Source organism: Sporosarcina sp. PTS2304 (assembly GCF_003351785.1).
Classification (GTDB): Bacteria; Bacillota; Bacilli; order Bacillales_A; family Planococcaceae; genus Sporosarcina.
Map to the genome: position 1 here is coordinate 2,484,937 of NZ_CP031230.1, position 24,065 is coordinate 2,509,001.

Here is a 24,065-nt window from a genome sequence, read left to right on the forward strand (position 1 = left end):
AACGTCATTACGGTGGAGGTTATCAATTTGAATAAATGGAATACGATGATTGTTCTTGCAACGCTACTATGTTGCTTTTCCATACATACTGTCAGTGCCCAAACAGTAGATACGAAATACATTGACGTATCTGATGATCATTGGGCAAAAAATGAAATTATGCAATTAGATGAAATGAAAATCATCACAGGTGATTATGATATGCAATTCTACCCTGAGGAACCTTTAACGAAAGGACAAATAGCCGTATCCTTATCTAAGATTTTCGGTTCTACTTTACAAAATAAACCTGTTAGATTTACTGACATTAACTCAAACTCCGACAAAACTCTGTTCGCCTCTAATGCTTTGGAAAATGATTGGCTTCAAATGGCTGCGCCAGGAACTTTTGGCTTTGAAGATCCTATGACGGAGCGAGAACTTTGGGATACATTGGCTATTGCTTTCAAACTTACAAAGCATGGAGGAAGCATCTTACCTAAGGTTTGGCCAGCTCGTGGAGACCAAGTGACATTGCAAACTATTTCTACAGTTCATCATATGACAACCGAAGAATTTTTAACATATGGTAGTCCATTAGCTACAAGAGCGTTTTTCTCAAAAGCTCTCCACAACTTATTAGTAGAAACAAATCGCATCAAACAACCCAAAACGTATACATTGTCTACTGTAAAAAAGTCTGTAAATTACCGAACAGGTGACGCATCTCTTTATCTCGGAAGTGTACCATTTCAATCGCATCCCATATATATTCGTTCTGAAGAGCCTATTACATATAAAGATTTTAAACGAATTGATTATGGTTTTTCCCATGACGAAGAGTATACCTATTCTGTAGGAGAAGATGGAGCGACGATTACATTAACCGTCAGAGAGTTTGCGAATGATGATGTGTTCGTTTTCTCTGAATTAAGAAATCCTTCTAGTACAGCAGTAACAGTAGACGTTCTACAAAAGGAGACAAATGTAGCAAGTTTCGACTTATATCGCTTTGATCGCTATCCTATCATGCGTTTGAACAAGGATACAGTGAATGCCGATATAACTTCCTATCCTACAGGGGTCTTGCGAATCATCACTACTGACGGTTCAGTTCAAGAACGAATGATTGGTCAATCCTATCAATCGAAAGAATTATCAATGCGCTACGATAATGATGAACAAAGTGTTACTCGTGAACTTATAAGCGAGCAGGAAAGCTTATCGTACGCAATGGTGGGGAATAATTTTTTATCGGTTTACGCATTACAAGCAAATGCAGATGAAGTTACTGACCACTGGTACGTCGATTCAAAACAACAGCTATTTCAATCGAAAAAAAATATCTTCAATTGGATGCGAGAGACCGGACAAAATCATAGAAAGCGAAATAATTGGTATACAGCAACAGGTCCTTACAACAAATTGGCAGAATCTACGGAACCCATGCCAGCATCTGGCCAAAATTACGGTCGTTCTCTGCTCATGCTAAAAGAAGATCGTGCGTTGACGTTGTATCACAAACAAAAGGATCGTTATTTCGAAGACTTGATATATAACTCATTTGTAAATTTAACTAATTTTAAAAAAGACAAAGCGTATTGGGAAACAGAAGTTACGAGTACGTACTTGAAGCATCTATACGATATCCATGCACCTTTTATCGATACTCGTTTCAATGAACAAATCGCTTTATTTTATTATAATGTCGGAAAAGAATTTACTATTCCATCGGCTAGCGAACCATTGCGGAAGTATGCTGATTTACTCGTGTCGCAAAAGCGGAAAGGAAACACGATTAATGTAACAAGAGATGCTTACTATATTGCGGATTATTTCCCGATCAATCAGCAAGTCACAACACATTCCTCCATGAATCATATGCTTGGAGGAATGAATATTCTGATCATGGCTTATCAAGAGTTCGGCGACTCAAAATATCTTCAAACAGCCCGTAGTATTCAACGAGCGATTAGTTATGATAAAACTCGATGGATTCGTGAAAACGGAGATATTTGGTACCGTATCTCGCCTGACCGAACGTTCGCAGGAGATGACTACTTACATCTCACGCTTGAAGATTTGATAGATTCTTATCAACTATGGCAACAAGTCGATACAAGTTACTTACCGACTCTGAAACAACTTATTATCTCAAAAGCAAATTTCTTATCGCATGAAAAGTTAGGATATACGACAAAAATAAAACATGGATTGACGAATATCGGTTTATTAAAGTATTTACCTAAAGGCGATGAAGTTACTGACGCTTTATAACTCACTACGTATTGACAGTGATAAAGTTATGAGGAATTGTGTTTTGTCCATCATTTTGAAAAGGCATATCCTTTTGAATGATGTAAATAACTACGTTACTATAAGAAGTATGTAATTTTATCACGAGAGGAGATTTTCAATGATACAATCATTTCGTGCACTTGTAGTAGACAAACAAGAAGAGGAATTTTCAGTAGAAGTACGTAATCTTTCACTTGAGGATTTACCTAAAAGTGACATTGTTATTCGCGTTCACTATTCCGGTATCAATTACAAAGATAGTTTAGCTGCTATTCCTAACGGCAACATCGTCCAAAATTACCCTATGGTTCCTGGTATTGATTTAGCAGGTGTGGTAGTTTCTTCAACAGATAAGCGATTCGTAGAAGGGGATGAAGTGATTGCCACTAGCTATGAAATTGGTGTTTCCCATTTTGGAGGATATAGTGAATACGCTCGAGTTCGTGCAGATTGGGTCGTCCCCTTGCCTAAAGGTCTGACATTAAAAGAGGCGATGATTATTGGAACGGCAGGATTTACAGCTGCTTTGTCCATTCAACGGCTTGAAGAGAACAACCTCTCCAAAGAAAAAGGGAAAGTGCTCGTCACAGGCGCAACAGGTGGAGTAGGTAGTTTCGCGGTTTCTTTTTTATCCACACTCGGTTATGAAGTGGAAGCAAGTACAGGAAAAACGGACGAAATTGATTACTTACACTCTATCGGCGCTCAGTCTATTGTTTCACGTGAAGAAGTGTATGATGGAAAGATTCGTGCACTTGGAACGCAAAAATGGGCAGCAGCTGTTGATCCTGTAGGCGGTGAACCTCTAGCTTCCCTTTTAAGTCAAATTGCATACGGTGGTTCTGTGGCAGTGAGCGGTTTGACTGCAGGTACCAGCGTTCCTACTGCTGTATTTCCATTTATTTTGCGATCCGTCAATCTCTTAGGGATCGATTCCGTTTATTGTCCGATGGAAACACGTCTAAAAGTTTGGCACCGACTGGCAACTGACTTGAAGCTTTCAAATATGGAGCAACTTGTCCAAAACGAGATTTCGCTGGATGAACTGCCTAATGCTCTTCCTGTTTTATTGGAGAGTCAAGCACGCGGAAGAACGATTGTGACGTTTGTTTCCTGATGAAGTTCTTTAGGAAGAAGATTTCTGTTCGTCTTTGAGTTAGTTGCCGTTGGGTGCGAAAGAAAATAGCTGCTGATTCATCAGACAAGCTATAAGAACTTCCTATCGAAGATGCTCAAACAGCTATCGTGTGTCTATAACTCATGGTAGATAACTACGAGGCAGATAGTCAATTCGTAAGCGTTCTTTCTGTTCCGCTTCATCTAAGTAACCATACGTATATTTCCACTTTATATAGAAACTTTAAACAGCCTTCTCAAATATACTTTTGAGAAGGCTTTTCTAAAGTGTTCTTGTACATTTATAGCAGTTGTGATTCATTTTTTAAAATAGATTTGTATATTCTCTTTGCGACAATTGGGCAACAGATTATTTCAGATGTTGAATCTTTCTAGTGCGCACTCACGTATATATACAAACAAAAGGAGGAGATCGTATGTTACACACGACGACGAATACGTTACAAGGGAGAACGATAGAGACATATTATGGAATTGTCTCTGGGGAAACGATTATGGGAGCAAATATCGTACGCGACATCTTTGCATCTGTTACAGATATTGTCGGCGGGCGAAGTGCAGCTTATGAGAGTAAATTGACAGAAGCGCGCGAAACAGCTATCGAGGAAATGTCTCAAAAAGCCCGTTCGTTGGGAGCAAATGCAGTAATCGGAGTGGACTTGGATTTCGAAATGGTACGCGAAGGCATGATGATGTGCATTGCAACCGGTACCGCAGTTACGTATCGTGAAGGGGAATGAAAGAAAGTGCATGACGGCGAATAGCCTTCATGCACTTTCTTCCATTATCGTTTTGATATCATCGCACGCTACCGACCGGTTGCCGTTCAATTGTAGTAGTTTTATCACTTTCTACTGCGTCGCGTAAAGAGGATGGATTTTCAGACAATTCCTCTATAGTCAACTTACCATTAATAGTAGGATCTGCATTCATCCCTTTCACTACCGCTGAACGTAATAAATTAACGAACACTTCCGATGTGACACCTGTCATCTCAACTTCATTTTTTTGAAATAACGCGACGATTCGATCCATTTGCTCTTCTTCCAATTCAACAAACTGCTTGCCGAATAATTGGTTCGCTTCTTCTTCTAACTTCTTAATGCCTTGTCGGAATATTTCTCCACGAGTAAGAGATAGACCACTATCTTCTGTAAACTTCTCTGCATCACTTCCATAGTTCCCTATCAATTGATTATCAATGAAGTAAGAAACGCCTGAGCCTATCTCACATTCCGGAAACATGCGTTCAATGACAGCTGATAGCGTGTTAAACTCGTCTATATTCGAAAAGAACATTTGACCGTACGTCCCAACTTCCTGTTCAATCTTGTCCTTTTTCACACCTTCTTTGGACTTTCTACTGTTGTATACGACTAGACCACCAATTAGGCCTCCCCCTACTAAAGCCCCTGTTGCGATCCCCGTTGTCGTTAACCTATTACGTCTAGTTCTACTTTTTTTGTTTTGCATGTTGACCATTCATCTCCTCTAATTTGCTTAGACAATTCGTTTGAGCGGTTGTCCATACTCTATCCTATGAACGAGTACGAGGAAATAGACTAGAAAACAAAAAACGCAGTGAATTACACCTAACAGATTCGAAACACGGGTAGAAATGATAGACAACATGCCGCCCAGAGTCGCAATTCGCATATGAATCGGCATTCTCCTTTTTGTTGTTCCATCCATGTTATGGTTTCTCATTCAGCTACGTCGGCATACACACTAGCATACTGATAAAATGGCGATATAGGAAATCTGCTTTCTCAAGAAACTGGCCAGATTGTCAAACATACAGAAAATAACAAGCTTGTTTATCCAAAGAAATTGGTTTTTGAAAATGAGATGTTCTTGACGGGGTGTTGTAGAGTTAGTGTACGTGGTAAGATTCTCCCCTCTTACTCTAAAATCTCCGCCACTCGTCCAACTTGCCCATCTTCCAGCCGTACTTTAATACCGTGAGGATGAAAACTAGAATTTGTTAATAAATCTTTAACTACTCCTTCTGTTTTCTTTCCACTTCGTTGATCCTTCTTCAATACAATCGCTACACGTAAACCAGACGTAACATCCGCTCTGTTCTGTCCATTCATATTTACATCCGCTCCTCTTTTTCATTTAGTGTACCATACTGCTGAACGAAACGGACAAGCATGATACAATGGATGGCATAGGAGGGGTTTCTATGAGATTAACAGTATATTTAGCTGGGGAGATTCACACACCTTGGCGAGAAGAAGTTAAACAACAGGTTAAGCAATTACAGTTGCCGATTGATTTTGTTGGGCCGATGGAAGACCATGATCGTTCGGATCATATCGGGGAAGAAATACTGGGGGAGCAACCTGATACTATTTTGAAAGACGTAGCAGCATCTAGCCTGAATAACTTACGAACAGAACTATTAATGAAAAAATCAGATGTTGTCATTGCGTTGTTTGGGGAACAGTACAAACAATGGAATACTGCGATGGACGCAAGTGCTGCAGTCGCTTTCGGTAAACCATTAATCATAATCCGTCAAGAAAAGCATCATCATCCATTAAAAGAACTATCACGCAAAGCGCATGTAACCGTGGAATCTGTAGAACAAGCGGTTCAAGCATTACACTATATTTTTGAATGAGCTTCCAGGGACTCCGCTATAACAGCGAGTCCCTTTCTTTATATTGCTCTTTTCAGTCTTCTAGCGGAATCACATGAATATACTCTGCCCATTTTCTACTACAAATGATAGAATAGATATATGGTGTAAAGTGGGAAGGAGCGACTAGATGTCGAGTAAAAAAGGGATTCGTCAACAATATATAAATATATTTATTATTTCTCTCTTGATTGCAGTAATCGGTATGGGAAGTATGTATGCTTATGTTAAAAGTTCATGGAGTGAAATGGAAGAGGAGCAACAAGAAACATTCGAAAAAGCTCAGTTAGTCGAAAAAATTTCAAATTCAGTTCAGGACTTATTCTTTAGAATACGTGGGTATTACTCATTTCAAATAGAAAGCGAACTGAATGCCGCTTACCAAGCAATATCAGATATCCATTCGTATTCACGTGAGTTCAATGCACTTTCACTCACTGCTGAAGAACGAAGAATCATCAGTGAAATAGATAACTATTTAATCGAATATGAAAATTCTACATTACCTAAAGCTGTTCAGTTTGTTGAAAATAATGATTATGAAGGACTTCGTAACTTAGCAAAAGGCGGGGCCAATCTATCCGTCAACCGCTTCATACAATATGCAAATGAATATAATATGAAGACGAAGAAAAGTTTGACACAATCATACGACCAGACAAAGAAGCAGACAAACGTGTTTTTCCTACTTATTACTTTACTCGGTTTCACTTTTCTTCTCATTCCGATATATATGGTATGGAATGTGATGAACAGAGTAGTACGTCCGGTCGAAAATATTACGCAGGCAGCAAATGAATATCAAGCAGAAGGCACTATTCTATTCCAACCACTCACACGAGAAGATGAGATCGGTGCATTATCACAAGCCATTTACAAAATGATGGAACGCATCCAATCAGATGAGCAAGAATTACTTTCACAAAATGAAGAATTAATTACTCAGCAAGATGAATTGTTCAATCGACAAACAAAAATGGAGTATGCTTTATCGGAAGCACGTTTTACACGCGTTCGGTTGGAGCGCATGAATGGATTAAGCCACTTGCTTTCTTTTTCATTGGATAAACAAGAAGTATGTAACCAAACGTCTGACTATTTGAATGCTACGTATCAGCCGGATTTGAGTTTTATTTGGTTTCCTAAAAGTGATACGCATTCATTAAAAGGAATATCTGAAGAACATTTCAGCGAAATAAAACGAGCACGGTTAGACTATATTAAACTTCGTTTAGAGACAGAACCATACTTTATTATTAAACGTGAGGCCGATTACGAAAGAGGAATAGCGGAAAATACCACATTTGTTTATGATTTTGTAGCAGGTATTTATAACTCCTCAAACGAACTAACTATCATCTCCATACTTTCCCGAATTGGAAAACCATTTACTGAAGATGACCAAGGGGACTTATACGGTCTATTGAAGCGAATTGCCATTTCGTTAGACCGGATCGAACAGTACGAATTGATCAGCCATGAAAGACAATTAAATCAGAACATTTTAGATAATATCAATGAAGGGATACGTTATGTATCTTGTATTGATGAACAAGATAAATATAATGCTACACTCTTCGAATTACTTGGAATGGAGCCCGAAACAGAAGATAGATTGTGGCCACGCGATGAATGGGTTGAATACTTTTTAAGTCAAATTGATGACCCTGACCAATACAGAGCCTTCTTGGAAGAAACGATTGATCCAGCCAATAGAGAGCTAGGTCATAAAATTTATAGTATTAACAAATTATCCGAGAGTTCACGTTTCATGAATGTTTATAGCGTCCCTGTCATTATAAATGACGAAAAAGTAGGAACGATTTTCGTACATCGAGATATTACGCATGAACATGAAGTAGACAGAATGAAAACTGAGCTTGTATCTACAGTAAGTCATGAGTTGCGAACACCACTCTCGAGTATTCTTGGTTTCTCCGAGTTACTATTAAATAAAGAAATGGATGAAAATCGTCAAAAGCGTTATTTGGAAACGATTCACAGTGAAGCTAATCGTTTGACCGCACTAATCAATGATTTTCTTGATATTCAACGGATGGAATCAGGACGTCAAACCTACTCGATGGAAGAAGTATCCGTAGCAGATCTTGCGAAACAATCCATTGATGCACTACTTGTTCAATCAGACCAACACTATATTTCTTTGCATGATCTGACATGCACATCGACTGTTATAGCTGACGCTGATCGGCTGACCCAAGTTTTCACTAATTTATTGAATAACGCTGTAAAGTTTTCACCAGACGGTGGTAATATAAAAGTCACTTTATTGAATCAACAAGATTCAGTGATTGTCTCTATTGAAGACGAAGGGATTGGAATTCCTGCAGAACGTATTGAACACCTTTTTGAGAAGTTCTACCGGTTTGATAATAGCTTCAATAGAAAGATAGGTGGTACGGGACTCGGTCTATCTATTTGTAAAGAAATTATTAAAGATCATAATGGAGAGATCTGGGTAGACTCAGAAATAGAAGTCGGCACTACCATATACTTCTCTTTACCGATTAAACCAGAATTGCCTGATCACTCAATCGATGATAAAAAGCCATTAATTATTATTGTAGAAGATGATGTCAATATCGCACTCTTACTGGGAGAAGAACTGAGCGAAAAAGGCTTTTCAATCGTTCACCATGATACAGTAGATAAAGCATTTACTTGTATAGAAGAAATGTTGCCTGTTGCTGTAGTCGTTGATTTAAAGCTATCTGATCATGAAAGTGGTTGGGATTTAATTAGACAGATGAAAGCACATGAAATAGTTGCAGCTATTCCAATTATTATTTCTTCATCGATTGAGAAGGAACCACATCTAATCGAAAAGTTTCACATCAATGGTTATTTGACAAAACCTTATCCGATTCATGATATTTCTTCCGTAGTCCTTCAAGCAATTAATCGTACGGATGGAAAAATATTATATCCTGAAAACACATAAAAAGGGGCTGTCCAATAAGTCCCTAAAATAAATCAGGCAGAGAAAAACGAATCGTTTTTCTCTGCCTGATTTTGGTTTGTAGTCGTTCACAGTTGAAAGTAGCCGGCGGATGCCCACTACTTTCAACTGTGAACCAGTGCGACGATTCCGAACTCCGTATGAACCTTTTCAAGGCCACGGAACGATGCCGTATGTTCTTCTATAGAAAAAGTGAGTTGTTCTGTGGTGTACTGTTCGTAAGTAATCTTTGGATTGTGCATAAAAAATCGTCTTTTCGTAGAGTGGGTTTGGTAACTTTATTCTACTAGAAAGGGCGATTTTTTTGTACCTATTTGAAGCAAGATATCGAGTGGATTTTCGTTCCAGGCGGCGACTCGGGGAGGATCAGGTCGTCCGGCGTAGCGCTAGCGGAGAGGTACGGTTCACCGCGACCCCTCCCGAACGCGTCCGCCTAGAACGGAAAGGAACGGCGAAGAGAGGATTCTTCTATTCGTTTCATAAGAAAAAGGGCTGTCACAGAAACTCAGTTCTCACTGACTTTCTCGACAGCCCCGTTCTTTTTAAAATAAAGACTTTAACAAAGTAACTAGCTCATTGGGGCTGAATGGCTTAGGCATGAAATAACTCGCACCCATATTCATAGCATCTTCACGATCTGCCTGTTGCGCTTTTGCTGTTAACATAATTACAGGCACATCTAGATTCAATAGCTTCATACGTTCTAACACTTCTAACCCTGTCATATGAGGCATCATATAATCTAAAATCACCGCATCATACGAATTTTCTTGGATTTTCTGCAGTCCTTCACGCCCATCCTCTGCTTCTTCCACTTGAAATCCTTCGAACTCAAGAGTATCACCTAACAACATCCGTAAAATTTCTTCATCGTCTACTATTAAAATCTTTTTTCCTGTATACCCCAATACGTATCCACCCTTCTATTCCCTTTTATCAAATAAACGATTCGCTAACTTATCTATACGTCCTAGAACTTCTGAAGGCTGGAATGGTTTAATAATATAATCATCCGCGCCTAACCAAAGTGCAGCTTTAATATCATTCGCACTCTTTCTCGCAGTCATCATGGACACCGTCACGTTCGTTTTCGCATGATCACTTTTCAGCCTGCTAAGCACTTCCAAGCCATCCATTTTCGGCATTACCCCATCTAGCAACACAATGAAATAGTCATCTGGAGTGTACCAATCATCTTCTAAAAATGTAGGTCCATCAGAATATGTTTTAACTGTAATCTCCATATCCGGTGACTTTAATTCCAATAATGTTTGCTGAAGAATTTGACGGATAAATGAATCATCATCTACAATAATTACCATTAGTTTTCGTTGAACGACTAATCGATGCTGATCATACACCACTGTCTGGTTTCGTCCATTTCTTTTCGCTTGATACAATGCCTGGTCTGCCGCTGAGATCAGTTCATCCGTTTTTCCATCATACGTTGCGCTACCTGCAGAAAACGTAACGTGGAATATATTCTCACCAGAAGTAAACTCCACCACATTAAACTTTTTGCGTACACGTTCTACCACATGAATAGAATCATCTGCATGAATATCATTTAGAAGAAAAGCAAACTCTTCTCCTCCATACCTAAAAACGTAATCGCCTTCTCGTTTTTCTTCCTTAATGATCTCTCCGAACTTCCTCAGAACTTCATCGCCTGCTGGGTGTCCATATAAATCATTTACTTGCTTAAAATGGTCTAAGTCCACCATCACAAGAGAAAATACAGTCCCTGCCTGGTCGGCAGCTTTCGCCCAATTATTAATTATTTCATCAAAATAACGTCTATTTCCGACACCTGTCAAACTATCCGTAATCATACTGCTACTAATTGCCTTTTGACGTTGCTGGCGATTAAATAAGTACGGAAAAAACACATCCATATCAAAAGGTTTCGGAATAAAATCCATCGCACCTCTCACATAGCTTTCAATTTGAAGTTCTTTCGTAGGTTGCTCACATGATATAGCTAGTGTCGTATTTTTCTGTCTAGCGGTCTCTGCAATTTGATCCAGAACTTCAAAGCCTGACATATCAGGAAGCTTGTAATCCACAATTACGACGCTCGGCCGCATGGAATAAAACTGTTCGATACCTCTCTTGCCGTTTAAAGAAATAATGACTTGAGCCCCTAATTGTTCAAGTAATTCTTTTAAATAAGAGACAAAGTCCAAGTCATCATCAATGATTAAGATAAATGTCTCCTGATCGAGACGGTTCACATAACGATCTGGTAATTGAAATTCTTCTTTTTTTACTTCTGCTGAATCATCAAAGTGTGAACGAATACGGTTTTTTAAGTTTTCCAATGAGGAAACAGGTATTTTCTGATCATTGGATGATGTTAAGATTTCTAGTTGGGATGCACAAAAAAGAGATAATTGCTGTAACCCAATAGTTCCTGACGTTCCCTTCAACTTATGAAGAAAATAGTACAGCTCACGTTCTGTGAGACTTCCACGAACTTCCCACTCTTGAAATATATTTTCTGTTCGTTGCGCCAACATATCTTGATATTTCTTTTGACTCATCCTCTTCCCCCTCCGTTCATCGGAAGCATCTTCCCATCGGTTTCTATTTCTAGTATATCTATACGAAAGAAAGCTGGATACTATCGATTAGTACATCCAGCTTTACCATCTTTTATTCTAGACCCATTTCTTCTTTCACTACTTGTGAAATACGTTCAGCATAGTCCGCGCATTGTTCTTCTGTAGATGCTTCTACCATGACGCGTACAAGTGGTTCGGTACCAGATGGTCTTACAAGCACGCGTCCTTGTCCCGCCATTTCCGATTCTACTTCATTGATGACACCCACTATACGTAAGTTGTCCATGACAGCGTGTTTATCGGCTACACGTATATTTATTAATTCTTGAGGATAGATCTTCATATCACTAGCTAATTCGGATAACTTTTTACCAGTCTGTTGCATAATATTCACTAATTGCAAAGCTGTAAGAAGTCCGTCGCCTGTTGTATTATAATCCAAGAAGATAATGTGACCCGATTGCTCTCCACCTAAATTGTACTGATTTTTACGCATTTCTTCTACAACGTATCGATCACCTACCGCAGTCTGTACGCTTTTTATACCCACTTCTTCTAATGCTTTATAAAAACCAAGATTACTCATGACAGTAGATACTACCGTGTCACTCTTTAGACGGCCTTTGCTATGTAAATAACGTGCAACAATATACATGATTTGGTCCCCATCAACGATAGTACCTTTTTCATCAACCGCGATTAAACGATCTCCATCACCATCGAAAGCCAGTCCGATGTCCGCACTCTTTTGCTTTACTAACTCCGCAAGCGCTTCGGGATGTGTAGACCCTACTTGATCATTTATATTCAAACCATTCGGGGAAGCACCCATTGTAGTTAAGTCTGCATCCAAGTCTGCGAATACGTGAGTGGCTAAGACAGAAGTCGCTCCATGTGCGCAATCTAAGGCAACATGAATTCCTTCAAAATCCTCGTCCACTATTTGTTTCAAATATTGGATGTACTTTTGGCCACCTTCGAAGTATTCCGTAATCGTTCCTACGTCTTTGCCAGTAGGTCGCGGAAGTGTATCTTCTTCAGCGTGTAGCAATTCTTCAAACTCTGCTTCTTGGGCATCTGTTAATTTAAAGCCATCTTCACCAAAAAATTTAATACCATTGTCTTCTACCGGATTATGCGATGCGGAAATCATCACTCCTGCTTGTGCATTCATCACACGAGTCAAATACGCAACGCCTGGCGTACTAATTACGCCAAGTGTCATTACTTCCACACCGACGGACAGTAATCCTGCGATTAAAGAGTTTTCAAGCATAGATCCAGAGATTCGTGTGTCGCGACCGACGAGGACTTCCGCTTTTCCTTCTACTTCCTTAGTAAATAAATAACCGCCTATTCTTCCTAATTTAAACGCTAATTCAGGCGTAAGTTCGGTATTTGCTACTCCTCGAACGCCATCCGTACCAAAATACTTTGTCATGTTTCAATCGTCCTTTCGATTCCATCTAATTGGATCATACATAGTGTATCGATTTTTTGTCAGTAATAATTAGTTAGTTTGATAGATTTTAAGTGGATTCACTAGATGTTTTCACTTTTACTTTCACTTTACTCGGCGTAGTTTTGCTAGCGCCTTCGGGATTTTGGACATCCACTTCAACAATTCCAGATGTACTTACTTTTGAAAGATCCACCTCTACAGGTATCTCCTTTAACCCATCTATCACATTCTTTGTACCAAACACACGAATGAATTTATCTTCTGCTGTTATACTCTCAATCGTTACCCCGTCTGCTGGTTTTCCTTTACGACTCAACTTCACAGGTATATCACGACTATATTCTTTAATTTCCACCTTGACCGTTACTTCTTCTGGCTCCATCAAAACGGATAGCTTGTTCAAGTCACGATCCAATACACGCACCCTAGCTTTTTGCTCAAATGACTTATTTAGATTATTATCACCTGTAGCAGAAACTTTTACAAAGCTAATAGCGTTTATAACGCTTTTCGCACCCGTTACTTCAATAGTAGAAGGTTGCACGTCCATATTGCGTACTTCAAACCCTTCCGCTAGAAGTCGAGTATTCATCTCCGGATCTACACGGAACGTTTGGGTGACTTTTTCTTCAATAGTAATATGAACTGTGGCAGGATCCAAACGTACATCTAACTTATCTGACACGTTCTCTACTTGGATTCGCACAGTGTGTTCCCCTAATGTTAAATTTTGCAAGTCTAGCTTTAATGTGAAATCCTTTAATAATTTTGTGGTCTGTACAATATTAGGAGGTCCTTCGATTGTCATATTCACCATCTCTGGCGCGCCTGTAACTACTAAGTTTTCCGTGTCGTAATAGACTTCCACAGGTACATCTTGGATAAGTTCAAATACATCATTTGCTGTATTGCGATTCGATTGTTCTTCTGACTTTACTGAAAAAAACAGTGTGACAGCTAGAAACAAGGCAATCAGTCGTAAAAACCAGGGGTTGTCCATAAATTTATCCATTTTTTCTCTTCCCCCATTTCCATCGAGAAGTTTGCACTTGGTCAGTTGCGCTGCCAAACCAGGAAATTCTTAGTAGTTTTTCGAATTCTTCCATATCCAAATGACGGTTAATTTCCCCGTCTACGGCTAAGCTAACTGCCCCTGTTTCCTCCGATACAATGACCGTTACCGCATCCGTTACTTCACTGATCCCCAATGCCGCTCGGTGGCGGGTACCTAGTTCTTTGGAGATAAACGGACTTTCCGATAAAGGCAAATAACAAGCAGCTGCAGCTATGCGATTTTTAGTGACAATTACTGCCCCGTCATGTAATGGAGTGTTTGGAATAAAAATATTGATCAGTAACTCAGATGAGATATCTGAATTCATAGAAATTCCTGTTTCAATGTATTCACTTAAACCGGTTTCTTTTTCAATTGTTATTAATGCCCCTATCCGACGTTTGGCCATATAACTGACTGATTTACTAAAAGCACTAACTAAGCGATCGCGTTCTTCCTCCTCCTGCAAGGCAGTACGAGCAAACAGCCGACCCCTTCCTAACTGTTCCAGCGCACGACGCAATTCTGGCTGGAATATAATGATAGCGGCCAAGAAACCCCAGTTAAGAATTTCTTCCATCATCCATTGAAGCGTCTTCATTCCAAGCCATTCTGTTATGTATCGTCCAATTAGAATGACAAAAATCCCTTTTAGTAGTTGAACGGCTTTTGTACCTTTAATTATAGTAATTAACTTATAGAGTACAAACCAAACAAGAAGCACATCCACTATAATCTTCAGTATTTCTATCGGTGCTATTGTTGTTACTTGCTCCAAACCTGGCATGTGCTTCCCCTACCTTTTACAAATGTTCTTATTTATTTAGTATAGCATAATCACAAGCTAACATGCCTACAGAAACGGCATACTACACTTGGAATCACAAATAAAGTGATGCACAAGCCATTTCCGCTTGCATCACTTATTTTTATTTTTATATTAATCCACTTCTGTTTTCGACTCTTTGGACGGCGGCAGAACATCTTTTACGACAGTTTTGATTTTATACCAAAGCCAATCAAAAACTTCATTCACTTCTTCGCTCGAACCCGTAATAACAGCAGTAGAAGCCATATACTTGGAACCTCTGATTACTGTAACGTCACCATCGACTTCTCCTTCAATTCTCAGATTTCCATTTTTCACTACGAGATCTCCTTTTACTACTTCACCTGCAGGCACTACAACCGTCTCGCCTTCAACAATGATGTTCGGTTGTTTTGTAAATGAAAATTGCTGTTCATTTTCAAAACTCGAAAAGAAAGATGCACTCATTAAGAGCAGGAATAAGGCGGCGGCTGCCATAAATGGATGTTGACGAAACCATTTCTTAGGACCTTTTCGTATAGTCGGTTGAGACAATCTTTGCGCTACTCTGTCAACAAATCCTGGCGGCGCTTCTATAATTGCCACCTCTTTGAATAATGACACCGTTTCTTCTAGCTCTTCCAATACAGTTCGGCACTCTTCACACGTGATTAAATGATCATTCATAAGAGTTTCTTCTTCTGCACTTATTTCGCCATCTAAATATAAATGTATATAATGGACAACATGCTTAGGACATTTTTCCATGAATCCAACCTCCTACATACTCCCCATTTGTTGCCGAAGGGCTTCTCTTCCACGATGCACCCGGGTTTTAACAGTTCCCAAAGGCATCTCTAAAATATCAGCAATTTCCTGCAACTGTAGGTCTTCCATATAGCGCAAAATAATAATCGTTCGGTATTTATCGGGCAGCCTGTTTACTTCGTATTGAACTCGATCTTTCATTTCCAATTTCTCTACTTCTTCTTCAGGTAACTGATGGTTCGTCGCTAGTTGTGAATACATATCCAACCCATCGGTTCCTGGCACTGTCGCATCCAAATAGTAGTCTGGTTTTTTCTTACGGATTCTGTCTATACATAAGTTTGTGGCTATACGATACAGCCATGTAGAAAACTTTCGCTTTTGATCATACGTCTCTAAATTCACATACGCACGTACAAATGCTTCCTGTGCAATATCTTCGGCTTCCGCAGCGTTATTTAGCATACGGTAACATACTTGATATAAACGATGTTGAAAATGAATGACGATCTCCTCGAAGGCTTCTTGATTACCATTTAACACTTCTTGTACTCGTTTCGTAATTAATTCATCCAATAGGCTTCATCCTCCGCTCTGTGCGGCTGTCCCTTTATATACGTTACATTCGTGATTTGGTTTCATTTTTTATATTTTTTATGTCCAATTCTACTTTATCATTTTTTATCACCTAAAAGATAGGAATGTTATGCAAAAAAAGTGACAGCGCTATATAGCGACTATCACTTTTGAATATTATAATAATTTTTCCCCAAACAACGAACCAATTAAACCAACTGCTACATCAGCCGTTTTGTTATACTCGTCTAAAATAGGATTGACTTCCACAAACTCAGCAGACGTAATGACATCTGCATCTTCTAATAACTCAAGCGCTAGATGACTTTCTCTATACGTGATTCCACCAGGCACCGGCGTTCCTACACCAGGTGTGTATAGGGGATCTAAGCCATCTAAATCCAACGATAAGTGCACGCCATCCACTTTTCGATCTTCAAAATGTTGAAGCGTTTGTTGAATAACAGCAGACATGCCATAGCGGTCGATTTCATGCATAGTAAATACGGTAACGCCTTTTTCTTTAATCAATTGCCGTTCTCCCGGATCCAGTGCGCGCGCTCCAATAATGACGATATTCTTCGGATCGATTTTTGCTCCCGCACGGTGTACATTGACAAGTTGATCATGTCCTAGACCAATACTGACCGCGAGTGGCATCCCATGAATGTTTCCTGATGGTGATGTTTCACTCGTATTCATATCTGCGTGAGCATCGTACCAAATGACGCCCAAATTGGAATAGTGATCAGCCAGTCCTGCCAGTGTTCCAATTGCGATACTATGATCTCCCCCAAGAATTAATGGGAATTTTTTATTCGCTACGCTGTCCGAAACGACAGTTGCCAGTTCTTCTGATACAGAAGTTACTTCCGACAAATTTTTGAGTCCCTTTTGCGTATCTGTTTTTTCACGCACAGGTGAAACAGCAATATTACCGCAATCTTCCACTCGGTGTCCTAATGATTCAAGCCGTTCTACCGCGCCCGCATAGCGAATGGCACTTGGCCCCATATCTACCCCTCGTCGACTTTGACCTAGATCTACCGGTACACCAATCATCATAATATCTAATGTACGCATTGTAATTCCTCCAAGCTATTCTCTATGTTATTTTCCCACTCGTTGTTTAGCTTCGTCTAGTATGGTCGGACGTCCATAATAATACCCTTGTCCTTCTCGGCAGCCTAAACTATACAGCATATCTGCCTGTTCTTTCTTTTCTATGCCTTCTGCCACTACATTTAAACCTGCTGTATCGGCGAGAGTAACTATCGCCTTTATGATCGCTTGACTATTTTCATTTTCCAATATATCTCTTACAAATGCCATATCGATCTTCAGCGTATCAGCTGGCAGTTCTTTTATATAACTGAATGTGCTATAGCCCGTTCCAAAATCATCGATAGCTACTGACAACCCTGCGTTGCGTAGTTTTTGAATCTCTTCTTTCATACCCTCTGTGTCCATAAATGAACTCTCTGTTAACTCTAGTTCAAGCATATCCGCTGGAATACCGAATTCATTTATAATATTCAAGACAGAGTCCACATAACCGTCTTCTTTAATCTGAACAGTAGACACGTTCACCGCAAAACGGCAGAAGGATCCTTCAGCTATTTCTGCTTGTGCCTGTTTACACACTTCACGTAAGATCCATTCACCTAATGGAACAATGATTTTCGTCTCTTCAGCCAACGGAATAAACTTCATCGGAGGGATAATACCTAAATCCGGGTGTTTCCAGCGAACCAACGCTTCTACTCCAGTCAATTCCCCTGTGCCCAAGAAGACTTTCGGTTGATATTCCAAGTAGAAATGTTGTTGTTGCACACTTTTACGTAATTCATTTTCCAATAAAATACGTTCTAACGACATTTTAGACGTACCGTGTTCATACATCTCGCTATCGCCCCCACCACGCAACTTAACCTTACCAAGTGCCAGTGTAGCTTTCGTAACTAATTCCGATGGCTGATTCGCATGTTCGGGGTAAATAGAAATTCCGCAACTGATAGATAAATTATACGTTTGTCTCCCTATTTGTATAGGTTGCTCCAAGTATTTCCTCACTTCTTCAGCATAATTAAATATTTCTGACTCCTCTGTCAAACCTGTCACTATAAACGCAAATTCATCTCCCGCTATACGCGCTAGCAAACTTTCAGGACCCGTCCGGTGCTTAAGTCTTTCTCCTACCATCGCCAGTAAATAATCTCCTGCTTCGTGGCCGAATAAATCATTTGCATAGCGCAAGCGGTCAATGTTCATATGAACGAGAGCGAATACTTGATTTCTTGTACGCGCCCGTTCAAAAGCTAGTGCCAGTTGTTCTCTGAACGAGTTGCGGTTCATTAAAGAAGTCAACTGATCATTGTATACGAGATGTCTGATTTTCTCCTCAGACTTCACACGTTCGGTCACATCACGCATGACAACCAATAACTTATCTACATAAGCGATTGAGTCTTTTACTTCATTCATTTTAGCTTCCATCACATGAGAACCGCCTTCGACATCTTGAAATGTAAATTCCAGACTCATCGTTCGGCGATGATAGCCTTTGAATTGCTTCACTCTTCTCTCCACTTTTTGACGGTTTTTAGAGTCAATTAATGAATAAAAGGTATTTTCACTCATACTATTTAACTCGTATCCTAGTAATTTCTCAAAGGAAGGGGATACATATTTAAATTGACCTTCTCGATCTATAATAGCTATAAAATCAGACGCATTCGCTGTAATAATCTCATACAGTTCCGCACTTTTACGTATTTCCTCTTCCATTAATTTTCGTTCAGTAATGTCATAACGAATGGAGACATACTGATACGGTTTATTACTTTCATTTAAAAATGGAACAATTGTAGTATCTACCCAATAGTACGTGCCATCTTTTGTAAGATTACAAATATCACCACGCCACGTATCGCCTCTACCTATAGTAGCCCACATATTTTTAAAAAATGACGCGTCATGATAGCCTGAATTGACTATACTTTGCTTGGCACCGATCAGTTCTTCCAACGGGAATTTTGACAGCTTTTCAAAATGTTCATTGGCATACTGTATAATGCCGCGAGAATCAGTAATGGAGACGATAGCTGCCTGCTCTAGCGTATAGGCGATATCACCAAGGATTCTCTTCAATCCCTCTTCACTATCTTTTCCAGTAAACTTCTCTAAGCCATTTAGAAATTCCTGCATTTTTATATCACAATCCCTATGTAAGCATATTTTTAATATATATATCGATAGCCAATTTATCTATACATACTACTGATTATTATACATGATTTTTCGTTTTATTCCCCATAATTCTACAATTTTCTACACAAAAAAACCCTTCATTATTTTAAAAATAATAAGGATTCGACACAATTACTATAAAGTGTTAATAAAATGGCTGGGGTAGCTGGATTCGAACCAACGAGTGACGGAGTCAAAGTCCGTTGCCTTACCGCTTGGCTATACCCCAAAGTGCAGCTAGTTACAAATTAAATTTACTTAGTAAAACAAACATGGTGGTGGGGGACGGATTCGAACCGCCGAACCCGGAGGGAGCGGATTTACAGTCCGCCGCGTTTAGCCACTTCGCTACCCCACCGTGTTATATGTATTCATAGAAATTGGTGACCCCTACGGGATTCGAACCCGTGATACCGCCGTGAAAGGGCGGTGTCTTAACCGCTTGACCAAGGGGCCATTTATGTGAGGAAGCTTCTAGCCGGGCTCGAACCGGCGACCTCTTCCTTACCATGGAAGCACTCTACCTGCTGAGCTATAGAAGCAAAAAAATGACTCCGCAGGTAAGACTCGAACTTACGACCGATCGGTTAACAGCCGATTGCTCTACCACTGAGCTACTGCGGAATAATACAAACGTTAGTGTTAATCCCTAACGACAAAAACTATTATATCATGTATTTAAAACACGTGCAACCACTATTTTTTAATTCTTTACCTACTCTTTTAATGTCTATTAGACGCGTCATATAGTTACGTCTTTTTTCATATAGTACTTTATAATTTATATGAATGAGGAGAATTTTATGATAAAGAAAATTGTACTACTTTTTATTCTAACTTTTTGTGGTGTATTATTTATACCACAACTGTTTACGCCTTCCTCTTCAGTTGTAACTGTTTTTCGTTTAACTGAAGATCCTATTGTCATAGTAAGAGGTGTACAAGGTTCAGCATTGACCGTTGATATCTCATTCGGTGACCAAGAAGTGGACAAACTTCTTGACCAACTCACTCCCACTCCCCCATTATTATTCGTTGATATGGATTGGGTCACTCGTTTTCCGCTACTTGTCGAGAAAATAAAAGAACGATCATTCCCTGTGGCATTACTCGGTGCAGAAGGAACACTGTACGAACAAGATCCAGAATTCATCATCCAACAAGTAAAAGCGTTTGAAGAAGTATTTGACACAAAACCACTATGGTTTCGTACCGTAGATGAGCAATTCCCACAACTGTTGCTTCAACAATTACGCACACTCGAAATCAACGCACTCGGTTCAACGATCCACTGGAAGGGCGGCAACTTACCGGTAAAAAAAGAAGGCGAAATCATTTCCGTACCTCATCATCGCAAAGAACGCATAAATTTACACGATTTAGAAAGACTGTCATCTAACCGTACCTTTCAGTCTGTCGAAGACCTGTTATTCCAGCCACATATAAAAACTAAAAAAGCTCCAAAATAAAACTATCTCAAAGAAACAAACATCACTTACCAAAATGCACACTTTCCACAGCGTCTACTTGAGCCGTCGAAAACGAAACCTCCAGAAGTGCAAATCCAAAAGTTAGCACAACCACTTCCTAAAAAGTAACTACCCAATAAACAATTATTGTACATCAAGCCTATTGCTTAACCATATTATATATAATTCTTTCGTTCATTTAGTTTAAAACGAATTTGACTATAGCAGTTGGATGGAGTGAGGCTGACTTGGAGCGTCTTGCGGCTTACGCTTCTAGACGATACGCTTTCTCCTCAGGAGAATCCTAACACGTACACTCTTTTTCCGCACGACAAAGGAGAAGTCACTTACCCCACTCCAACTTCTGAACGAACACCAACTGGCTTGTGGACAAAACCTCAACAACCACTTGCCAAAAGCACCTCATTTCCAAATGCTGATTCCTTTCTTTGGATAATCAACAAGCTTGATTTTATACAAAAAAGACCATCGCAGAAAATCAGATACCTCTGACTTTCTGGACAGCCTTTTACAACCTACATCCCCGCCACATTCATTTTGCTTTAGCAGACTTCTTTTGCGTCTTAGCCTTTTTCCGTTCATCACGGCGTTTATCCAACTTCTCTTTGTCTATATCAGACTGCCTATTATACTTAGGCAAAATCAATAATTGAAACGCATTTACAGCCAATAAAGGGAAAAGTAAAATCGTTACCCATTCATCACGATTCCCTGAAGTTACCATAAGAGCAGGCAGCCACTCCAAAGTAGTGATCACAATCATAAAAAACAACGCAGAAATCAACGCATGTTTTTTTGTCCACTGTGCTTTAAAGTAAGCCGTGACGGCAGATACTACAATTAACGTCAGCAACAAGAAAATATATAATACGGTGCGACCCGTATCAGCTTTCGTTAACTGGAAACGGAAAAACACTAAATCAAATAAAACAACTACTATAATCAGCATTTGTACCCAGTTCCACAAAGTCAGTGTTCTGAACATATTGACACCAAATTGATGAACTGTTAAATAAGCGAAGAAGCCCATTTGAGCTACAACACTCATCGTAAATCCTAAAAAGACCATCCATAAAAAAGCACCGAGAAATTGCCACATCTCGCCTGCCTGAATATATCCATAAAAAAAGTCCCAACGTACAATTAGTCCGACAACAGCAGTAATTGCTCCACCAATTGCCATCGCGCGCAAGAAAAATTTAACCCAATTTCGTATTGTCACAGCACTGTTCCCCTTTTTTTCATGTCCCTTCTAGTGTATCAACGTTCGACATAAAAATCTATTTCATTGAACGAATCATGCATATTCCTTCTAATATTGTGAACAATAAATGAAAATACAAGTGGAAGGTTGATTGGAATGAAAAAAATTATAGGTCTTTTTCTATTCCTTCTATTCTTGGCGGGTTGCAGCGGAGGACACCAAGCAGGTCCGAGTTATGATGAGATGAAAAAAATGATGACGGATGCAATCCAGACGGAAGATGGAAAGAAAGCTTTGCGGAAATTAATGACAGATCCTGAATTTCGGGAGTTATTAGTGTTGGAACAACCAGAAGTTAAGCAAAGTATTGAAAATGTTCTTCTTTCTAAAGAAGGAGAGCGCTTTTGGAAAACTGCTTTTGAGGATCCTAAGTTTACAGAAGCTATTGCAAAAAGCATGAAAAAACAGCAAGCAGACATTATGAAAGATTTAATGGGAGATGCATCGTTCCAAAAGGAAATGGAAAAGTTCTTTGGACAGCCTGATATGATGAAACAGATGGAGAAGATTGTAAACTCGAGTGCTTTGAAGAAAGAAATGGAGAAAGCCGTGGAAGATACGATCAATAGCCCACTGATGCAAGCAAAGTGGCAACAGCTAATTATGAAAGCTGGAAAAGGGACAGCTGAAGCAAGTGATAAAGAGGATAAAGGTGGAGAGGAAGATAAAAAAACAGGCGGAGGAGAATGACCCCCCCTCGCCTACTGATCACTTTTTAGAACATTTATCAATAACAGTGTCTGCAACTTGCAGGTAAATTTGCCCGATCGGATGATCTTCACCATAAACAGATGGAGCAAATTCTACTTCGTTCCAGTCAGGCTGTCCTAATGGGATTTGACCCAATAGCTCTGTACGCAGTTCTTCCGATAGACGAACGCCGCCACCTTGACCGAAGACGTATTCCCTCTCACCTGACGTCTTAGATTCAAACCATGCCATATTTTCAATGACTCCAAGTAGTTCATGATCCGTTTGCAATGCCATCGCTCCTGCGCGGGCAGCTACAAATGCGGCTGTTGGATGCGGGGTCGTTACAACAATTTCTTTCGAAGCCGGAATCATTTGATGAATATCAAGCGCGACATCCCCCGTACCCGGTGGTAGGTCAAGCAGCAAGTAATCCAAATCTCCCCAGTCTACATCGCGGAAGAATTGATCTAATACTTTTCCAAGCATAGGTCCACGCCATACGACCGGTGCATTATCTTCTACGAAAAAGCCCATAGAGATTACTTTTACACCAAAACGCTCCACAGGAATAATGCGGTCTTGCTTTACTTCAGGCATAGCTGTAATCCCCATCATGTCGGGCACACTGAATCCATAAATATCTGCATCGATTAACCCGACCTTTTTGCCGCGTCTTGCCAAAGCTACTGCCAAATTGACAGAAACTGTAGACTTACCTACGCCGCCTTTTCCGGAGGCAATCGATATAAATTCAATCGTTGACAAAGGAGATAAAATATCTTGTGGCTCTGCTTCTGTTACAGTTCCTCGGAATTGTTCCAATACTTCTTTCGGCAACTCTTCAAAACGGATACCGACAGAGTCCGCACCTGCCTCTTTCAATACTTCGACTACTTTTGATTGGAGCGTCAATTGCTCACCAGTATTCACTTTCGCAATGGCTACTTTCACACTGACATGTTGTTTTTCCGGCTTAATCGTAACGCCTACAACACCATTCGTTTCTGCCAATGTTTTATGTAAAAACGGATCTTCCAATGCGCCAATCAATTCTCGAACTTGTTGTTCATTAATCACGGTCTACACTCCTAACTAA

At 39.7% G+C, this 24,065-nt stretch carries 20 protein-coding genes and 5 tRNA genes; 7 read left to right on the forward strand and 18 right to left on the reverse strand.

What is annotated here, in order from left to right; genetic code table 11:
* Positions 1-27: 27 nt before the first annotated feature.
* From DV702_RS11865 to DV702_RS11875, 3 genes are all read left to right on the forward strand, one after another.
* Positions 28-2,256, forward strand: coding sequence for an S-layer homology domain-containing protein (locus DV702_RS11865; protein WP_114924950.1), 2,229 nt, complete (start codon positions 28-30; stop codon positions 2,254-2,256).
* Between the two features lie 139 nt (positions 2,257-2,395).
* Complete coding sequence (locus tag DV702_RS11870) at positions 2,396-3,394, forward strand: NADPH:quinone oxidoreductase family protein (RefSeq protein WP_114924951.1); 999 nt, start codon at positions 2,396-2,398, stop codon at positions 3,392-3,394.
* Positions 3,395-3,830: 436 nt separating this feature from the next.
* The gene (locus DV702_RS11875) at positions 3,831-4,154 is read left to right on the forward strand and encodes a YbjQ family protein (protein ID WP_114924952.1); all 324 of its coding nucleotides are present in this window, start codon (positions 3,831-3,833) and stop codon (positions 4,152-4,154) included.
* Positions 4,155-4,212: 58 nt separating this feature from the next.
* On the opposite strand, the gene DV702_RS11880 is transcribed toward DV702_RS11875, so the two are convergent.
* Both DV702_RS11880 and DV702_RS11885 read right to left on the reverse strand, forming a co-directional pair.
* Positions 4,213-4,887, reverse strand: coding sequence for a gluconate 2-dehydrogenase subunit 3 family protein (locus tag DV702_RS11880; RefSeq protein WP_162805791.1), 675 nt, complete (start codon positions 4,885-4,887; stop codon positions 4,213-4,215).
* Positions 4,888-5,315: 428 nt separating this feature from the next.
* Positions 5,316-5,510 (reverse strand): YwbE family protein, encoded by a 195-nt coding sequence (locus DV702_RS11885; protein WP_114924954.1) that lies wholly within the window; start codon positions 5,508-5,510, stop codon positions 5,316-5,318.
* 92 nt (positions 5,511-5,602) lie between these two features.
* Here DV702_RS11885 and DV702_RS11890 point away from each other — a divergent pair, with 92 nt between their 5' ends.
* Complete coding sequence (locus tag DV702_RS11890) at positions 5,603-6,043, forward strand: YtoQ family protein (protein WP_114924955.1); 441 nt, start codon at positions 5,603-5,605, stop codon at positions 6,041-6,043.
* Between the two features lie 148 nt (positions 6,044-6,191).
* Positions 6,192-9,023 carry an ATP-binding protein gene (locus tag DV702_RS11895; protein ID WP_114924956.1) on the forward strand — a complete coding sequence of 944 codons (2,832 nt, stop codon included), beginning with the start codon at positions 6,192-6,194 and terminating at the stop codon, positions 9,021-9,023.
* 560 nt (positions 9,024-9,583) lie between these two features.
* Here the strand turns inward: DV702_RS11895 and DV702_RS11900 are convergent.
* The 14 genes from DV702_RS11900 to DV702_RS11965 all read right to left on the reverse strand — a co-directional run bounded on the left by DV702_RS11900 (position 9,584) and on the right by DV702_RS11965 (position 20,146).
* Positions 9,584-9,949, reverse strand: a complete 366-nt coding sequence (locus DV702_RS11900) for a response regulator transcription factor (protein ID WP_114924957.1) — start codon at positions 9,947-9,949, stop codon at positions 9,584-9,586.
* 15 nt (positions 9,950-9,964) lie between these two features.
* Positions 9,965-11,584 (reverse strand): diguanylate cyclase, encoded by a 1,620-nt coding sequence (locus tag DV702_RS11905; RefSeq protein ID WP_114924958.1) that lies wholly within the window; start codon positions 11,582-11,584, stop codon positions 9,965-9,967.
* Between the two features lie 112 nt (positions 11,585-11,696).
* The gene (gene glmM / locus DV702_RS11910; protein ID WP_114924959.1) at positions 11,697-13,046 is read right to left on the reverse strand and encodes a phosphoglucosamine mutase; all 1,350 of its coding nucleotides are present in this window, start codon (positions 13,044-13,046) and stop codon (positions 11,697-11,699) included.
* An 88-nt stretch (positions 13,047-13,134) separates the two neighbouring features.
* Positions 13,135-14,079: a CdaR family protein gene (locus tag DV702_RS11915; protein ID WP_114924960.1), complete on the reverse strand. Its 945-nt coding sequence runs from the start codon at positions 14,077-14,079 to the stop codon at positions 13,135-13,137.
* Complete coding sequence (cdaA, locus tag DV702_RS11920) at positions 14,072-14,908, reverse strand: diadenylate cyclase CdaA (protein ID WP_114924961.1); 837 nt, start codon at positions 14,906-14,908, stop codon at positions 14,072-14,074. Before cdaA ends, DV702_RS11915 begins: the two co-directional genes overlap by 8 nt.
* 153 nt (positions 14,909-15,061) lie before the next feature.
* Positions 15,062-15,697 carry a zf-HC2 domain-containing protein gene (locus DV702_RS11925; RefSeq protein ID WP_114924962.1) on the reverse strand — a complete coding sequence of 212 codons (636 nt, stop codon included), beginning with the start codon at positions 15,695-15,697 and terminating at the stop codon, positions 15,062-15,064.
* 12 nt (positions 15,698-15,709) lie between these two features.
* Positions 15,710-16,273 (reverse strand): RNA polymerase sigma factor SigW, encoded by a 564-nt coding sequence (sigW, locus tag DV702_RS11930; protein ID WP_114924963.1) that lies wholly within the window; start codon positions 16,271-16,273, stop codon positions 15,710-15,712.
* A 177-nt stretch (positions 16,274-16,450) separates the two neighbouring features.
* Positions 16,451-17,356 (reverse strand): arginase, encoded by a 906-nt coding sequence (rocF, locus tag DV702_RS11935; RefSeq protein ID WP_114924964.1) that lies wholly within the window; start codon positions 17,354-17,356, stop codon positions 16,451-16,453.
* A 27-nt stretch (positions 17,357-17,383) separates the two neighbouring features.
* Positions 17,384-19,480, reverse strand: coding sequence for an EAL domain-containing protein (locus DV702_RS11940; protein ID WP_114924965.1), 2,097 nt, complete (start codon positions 19,478-19,480; stop codon positions 17,384-17,386).
* Positions 19,481-19,676: 196 nt separating this feature from the next.
* Positions 19,677-19,751, reverse strand: a tRNA-Gln gene (locus tag DV702_RS11945).
* Between the two features lie 44 nt (positions 19,752-19,795).
* Positions 19,796-19,880: transfer RNA gene (locus DV702_RS11950), tRNA-Tyr, on the reverse strand.
* Positions 19,881-19,903: 23 nt separating this feature from the next.
* Positions 19,904-19,978: transfer RNA gene (locus DV702_RS11955), tRNA-Glu, on the reverse strand.
* Between the two features lie 13 nt (positions 19,979-19,991).
* A tRNA-Thr gene (locus tag DV702_RS11960) sits at positions 19,992-20,064 on the reverse strand.
* Between the two features lie 10 nt (positions 20,065-20,074).
* Positions 20,075-20,146 (reverse strand) — tRNA-Asn (locus DV702_RS11965).
* 179 nt (positions 20,147-20,325) lie between these two features.
* Here DV702_RS11965 and DV702_RS11970 point away from each other — a divergent pair.
* The gene (locus DV702_RS11970) at positions 20,326-20,991 is read left to right on the forward strand and encodes a polysaccharide deacetylase family protein (RefSeq protein WP_114924966.1); all 666 of its coding nucleotides are present in this window, start codon (positions 20,326-20,328) and stop codon (positions 20,989-20,991) included.
* 553 nt (positions 20,992-21,544) lie between these two features.
* Here the strand turns inward: DV702_RS11970 and DV702_RS11975 are convergent.
* Positions 21,545-22,234: a KinB-signaling pathway activation protein gene (locus DV702_RS11975; protein ID WP_114924967.1), complete on the reverse strand. Its 690-nt coding sequence runs from the start codon at positions 22,232-22,234 to the stop codon at positions 21,545-21,547.
* Between the two features lie 138 nt (positions 22,235-22,372).
* Between DV702_RS11975 and gerD the strand changes: the two genes are divergently transcribed.
* Positions 22,373-22,966 carry a spore germination lipoprotein GerD gene (gene gerD / locus DV702_RS11980; RefSeq protein WP_114924968.1) on the forward strand — a complete coding sequence of 198 codons (594 nt, stop codon included), beginning with the start codon at positions 22,373-22,375 and terminating at the stop codon, positions 22,964-22,966.
* 18 nt (positions 22,967-22,984) lie between these two features.
* Here the strand turns inward: gerD and DV702_RS11985 are convergent, their stop codons facing one another.
* A complete protein-coding gene (locus DV702_RS11985) occupies positions 22,985-24,046 on the reverse strand; it encodes an Mrp/NBP35 family ATP-binding protein (RefSeq protein WP_114924969.1) in 1,062 nt (353 codons plus the stop codon).
* Between the last annotated feature and the right edge of the window lie 19 nt (positions 24,047-24,065).